Annotated in this window: 4 protein-coding genes and 1 pseudogene; 4 read left to right on the forward strand and 1 reads right to left on the reverse strand. The window is 77.7% G+C overall.

Going from position 1 to position 3,470, the window contains the following annotated elements:
* Positions 1-193: pseudogene (locus MNZ39_RS23625) on the forward strand (hypothetical protein); the annotation flags it as partial.
* 64 nt (positions 194-257) lie between these two features.
* On the opposite strand, the gene MNZ39_RS23630 reads toward MNZ39_RS23625, so the two are convergent.
* Complete coding sequence (locus tag MNZ39_RS23630) at positions 258-686, reverse strand: hypothetical protein (protein WP_242341531.1); 429 nt, start codon at positions 684-686, stop codon at positions 258-260.
* A gap of 204 nt (positions 687-890) precedes the next feature.
* On the opposite strand from MNZ39_RS23630, the gene MNZ39_RS23635 reads away from it, so the two are divergent.
* The 3 genes from MNZ39_RS23635 to MNZ39_RS23645 are packed head-to-tail and all read left to right on the forward strand — an operon-like array spanning position 891 to position 3,346.
* Complete coding sequence (locus MNZ39_RS23635) at positions 891-1,088, forward strand: hypothetical protein (RefSeq protein WP_242341532.1); 198 nt, start codon at positions 891-893, stop codon at positions 1,086-1,088.
* A 27-nt stretch (positions 1,089-1,115) separates the two neighbouring features.
* Entirely contained in the window at positions 1,116-2,240 is a 1,125-nt protein-coding gene (locus MNZ39_RS25065; RefSeq protein ID WP_242341533.1) for a glycosyltransferase family 4 protein, read from the forward strand.
* 59 nt (positions 2,241-2,299) lie between these two features.
* Entirely contained in the window at positions 2,300-3,346 is a 1,047-nt protein-coding gene (locus MNZ39_RS23645; protein ID WP_242341534.1) for a lysylphosphatidylglycerol synthase transmembrane domain-containing protein, read from the forward strand.
* Positions 3,347-3,470 lie beyond the last annotated feature (124 nt).

Below are 3,470 nucleotides of genomic sequence, written 5' to 3' on the forward strand. Positions count from 1 at the left end.
CCTCGCCGAGGCCGAGGCGGAGCTCGTCGCCGCGGCGCGCAGCGCGCCCGGCCGGGCGGCTGGATGGACCCGCCTCGCGCGGTTCTACGAGCGGACCGGGCGGAGCGCCGAGGCGGCGCGCGCCGACGAGAAGGCGCGCGCCGCGACCCGACCCGCGCGCACCCTGAGGCCGCTCTTGCCCTCGCGGCGGTGACGGCGCGGGCGAGGCCCCGCCTCGCCTTCGGGGCCGGCGCGTCTCGAAAGAGACGGCGGCCGGCTCAGGTCCGCATGCGCTCGGCGATCCAGGCGACCAGGAAGGATCGCGGGACCCCCGCGGCGAGGCTGCCGACGAGGAGGGCGAGGGGCGCCGACAGGTAGATGAGCGCGAGCAGCCCGCCCGAAAGCACCCACAGCCCCGAGAGGAGCAGCCCGAGGTTGCGCACCCGCCGGTCGGTGCCGTCGAGCGCGGCCGCGAGCGTGGCGGTCATGAGGCCGTTGACGCCGGACGCGGCGATGGACACCGCAATGGCGATGGTGCCGCGGTCGAGCGCGACGAGGTCCCGGAACGGCCCCGCCACGTGGTCGAGGAGCAGGTAAGGGGGCGTCGTCCAAGGGAGCCGGCTCGCGAGCGCGTCGACGGTGAGGTGCGCGGCCGCGGCGATGGCGGCGGTGACGGGCACCCGGGTGCGGAGGGTCCGCTCGGACATCCGCGCGTCCTAGCAAAGTTCCGAGGGTGAACGCCAGAGGACCGGGCGGGCCCACCGCCGGGGCCGGTTGGCCGGCTCGAGAGCGGGTGTCTACGTTTGGCGTCGGGAGGAAGTCCATCCGTGCCGCACTCCGGTCCGTCGGTCTCACGAGGTCATCTGCGCCTGGCCACTCTCCCCGCGGCGCCGCATCGGGCAGAGCGCCGGATGGTGCTGTTCGTCCGAGCCGCGGCGGCGGCCCTCGCCATGCTGTGGTTGACGGCGGCGGCGTGGCTCTCGGCCGCCCTGGCGCTCGCGCCGCTCGCCTTCCGGCGCGCGCCGCTCGGCCGGCGCGTGAGCCCGATGCCGCCCCGCGAGGCGCGGGTCATTCCCTTCCAGCCCCGCCGCCAGGCGCTGACGCGCTGAGGCGGCCCGCCCCGCGGAGCCGGCAGCGTGCGCATCGGCGTCGTGACCGAGGAGTACTACCCGAGCCTCGGCGGCATCCCCGAGCACGTCGAGAACTTCGCCCGCGAGGCGCGGCGCCTCGGGCACAGCGTCAAGATCGTCACGAGCGTCATGCCCGACGCCGCCAAGGGCGCGCCGCCGTCGCTCGACGCGGAGTCCGCGGACGTGCTGCGGGTCGGCGCGAGCCGGCCGCTCGTCCACCGCGGCGCCGTCGGGCGGGTGACCGGTGGGACGGGGGTCGGCGCCGCCCTGCGCGACATCCTCGCGCGCGAGCGGTTCGACGTCGTCCACGTGCACGCGCCGCTGTCGCCGGTCCTGCCGCTCCTCGCCATCCACCACGCGACGGGGCCGGTCGTCGGCACGTTCCACCCGGGCGCGCGCCCCGGCCTCCTGTTCCGGCTCGCGCGCGGCGCGCTGCAGCGCTACGCCGACCGGCTCGACGCGTCCATCGCGGTCTCTCGCGCCGCGCTCGCGCCCTACGGCGACCGCCTCGGCACCGACGTGCGGATGATCCCGCACGGCGTGGACTTCGACCGGTTCTCGCGCGGGCGGCGGCTGCGGCGCTACGACGACGGCAAGCTCAACGTGCTCTGGCTCGGCCGCGTCGAGGCGCGGAACGGGCTCGATCGGATGATCGGCGCGTTCCACCGCGCGTGGAAGCAGATCGACGCGCGGCTCATCGTGGTGGGCGACGGGCCTGGGCTCTCCCGCGCCCGCGCGCGCGTCCCGCGCGAGCTCGAGGAGGACGTGGTGTTCGCCGGGCGCGTCCACGGCGAGCGGCCGGACTGGTACGCGACGGCCGACGTCTTCTGCGCGCCCTCGCAGGCGCCCAGCGCCGGCGTGACGCTCCTCGAGGCGATGGCGGCTGGCAAGCCCGTGCTCGCCTCGGACGTCGACGGGTACGGGGAGATCGTCCAGCACGGCCGCGAGGGGGAGATCCTGCCCGCTGCGGACGAGGCGGCGTGGGCGCGGGCGCTCCTCCGCCTGGCGCGCGAGCCGGCGCGCGGCGCCGCGTACGGCGACCGGGGCCGGCTCACGGCCCAGCGCTTCGCCTGGCCGTCGGTGGCACGCGAGGTGCTCGGGGTGTACCGGTCCATCGGCGTTCGCGGTTGATCCTGCGGCCGCGCGCGCAGGCTTTCGCTCGGACGGGTCCGCGGTTAGTCTGTCGCGCCGTGTCCGCCCTCTGGCAGCGCCTCCGTCGCCTGGCCGTCCCGCCCGAGGGCAACCTCGGCCGGAGGCCGATCCTGCGGCTCGTCGGGCTCCTGCTGGTCGCGGCGTTCGCGGGGGTCGCCCTCGCGAACGTCGACCTCTCCGAGCTCGTCGAGACGCTCGCCTCGGCGAGGCCCGAGGCGCTCCTCCTCGCGATGGCCGCGAACGTCGTCTCGCAGTGGCTGCACGCGGGCCGCTGGGCAGCGGTCGTCCGGCCGCCCGGCGTGCGCGTCCGGGCGCGCGACGCGTTCGCGCCGCTCGTCGCGGGCTACGCGGTCGGGGTGGCCGTGCCGGCGCGCGCGGGAGACTTCGTCCGCGCCCACCTCCTCGCCCGCCGGACCGGTCTCTCCACCACCTCCGTCCTCGCCGCGGCGCTCCTCGACTACGTCGTGGGGACGGCGACGCTCGTCCCGCTCATCGCGGGGCTCGCCCTCGCCACGCCGCTGCCGGCCTGGGCTCGCGACGCCCTGCTCGCGTTCGCGTTCGTCGGCGGCGCCGGGCTCGCGGCGGTGTGGCTCGCGCGGCCGCGCGCCGGCCACGACGCCTCGGGCCGCGGCCTCGCCGGGGTCTGGGCGCGGCTCCGCGCCGGCCTCGGCGCCGCGCACGAGCCGAGCGCGCTCGCCAAGTCGTTCCTGTGGGGGATCGCCGGCTGGGGGGCGGAGCTCCTCGTCGCCTGGTTCTCGCTCGCCGCCGTCGGGCTCCCGACCACGCTCCAGGTCGCGGGGCTCCTCGTCGTGGCGACCACGGCGGCGAACGTGATCTCGCTCTCGCCCGGCAACGCGGGCCCGTTCGAGGCGGCCGCCGCGCTCGTCGTCGCCGGGCTCGGTGTCGGCGCCGCCCCGGCGCTCGCCTTCGCGCTCCTCTACCACGCCGCCCATCTCCTCCCGATGTTCGCGCTCGGGGGGATCGCCCTCCTGCGCGAGGCGCGCGAGGGGCGCGAGCCGCGCGCGCCGCTCGCGGACGTGGTGGACGCCGTCGAGGTCCACGAGCCGCGCGCCACGGGCACCTGACGGCCCGCCCGAAGCGCGGTAGAAGTACGCGCCTCGCCGAGGAGCTCGACCGATGCCCCGCCGCTCCGCCCCGCCCCGCCGCACCGCCGCCGCGCCGCGCCGCGCCGCCGCCCGGCCCGCTCGC

Source organism: Anaeromyxobacter sp. SG66, assembly GCF_022690805.1.
GTDB classification, from domain to species: Bacteria; Myxococcota; Myxococcia; order Myxococcales; family Anaeromyxobacteraceae; genus Anaeromyxobacter; species Anaeromyxobacter soli.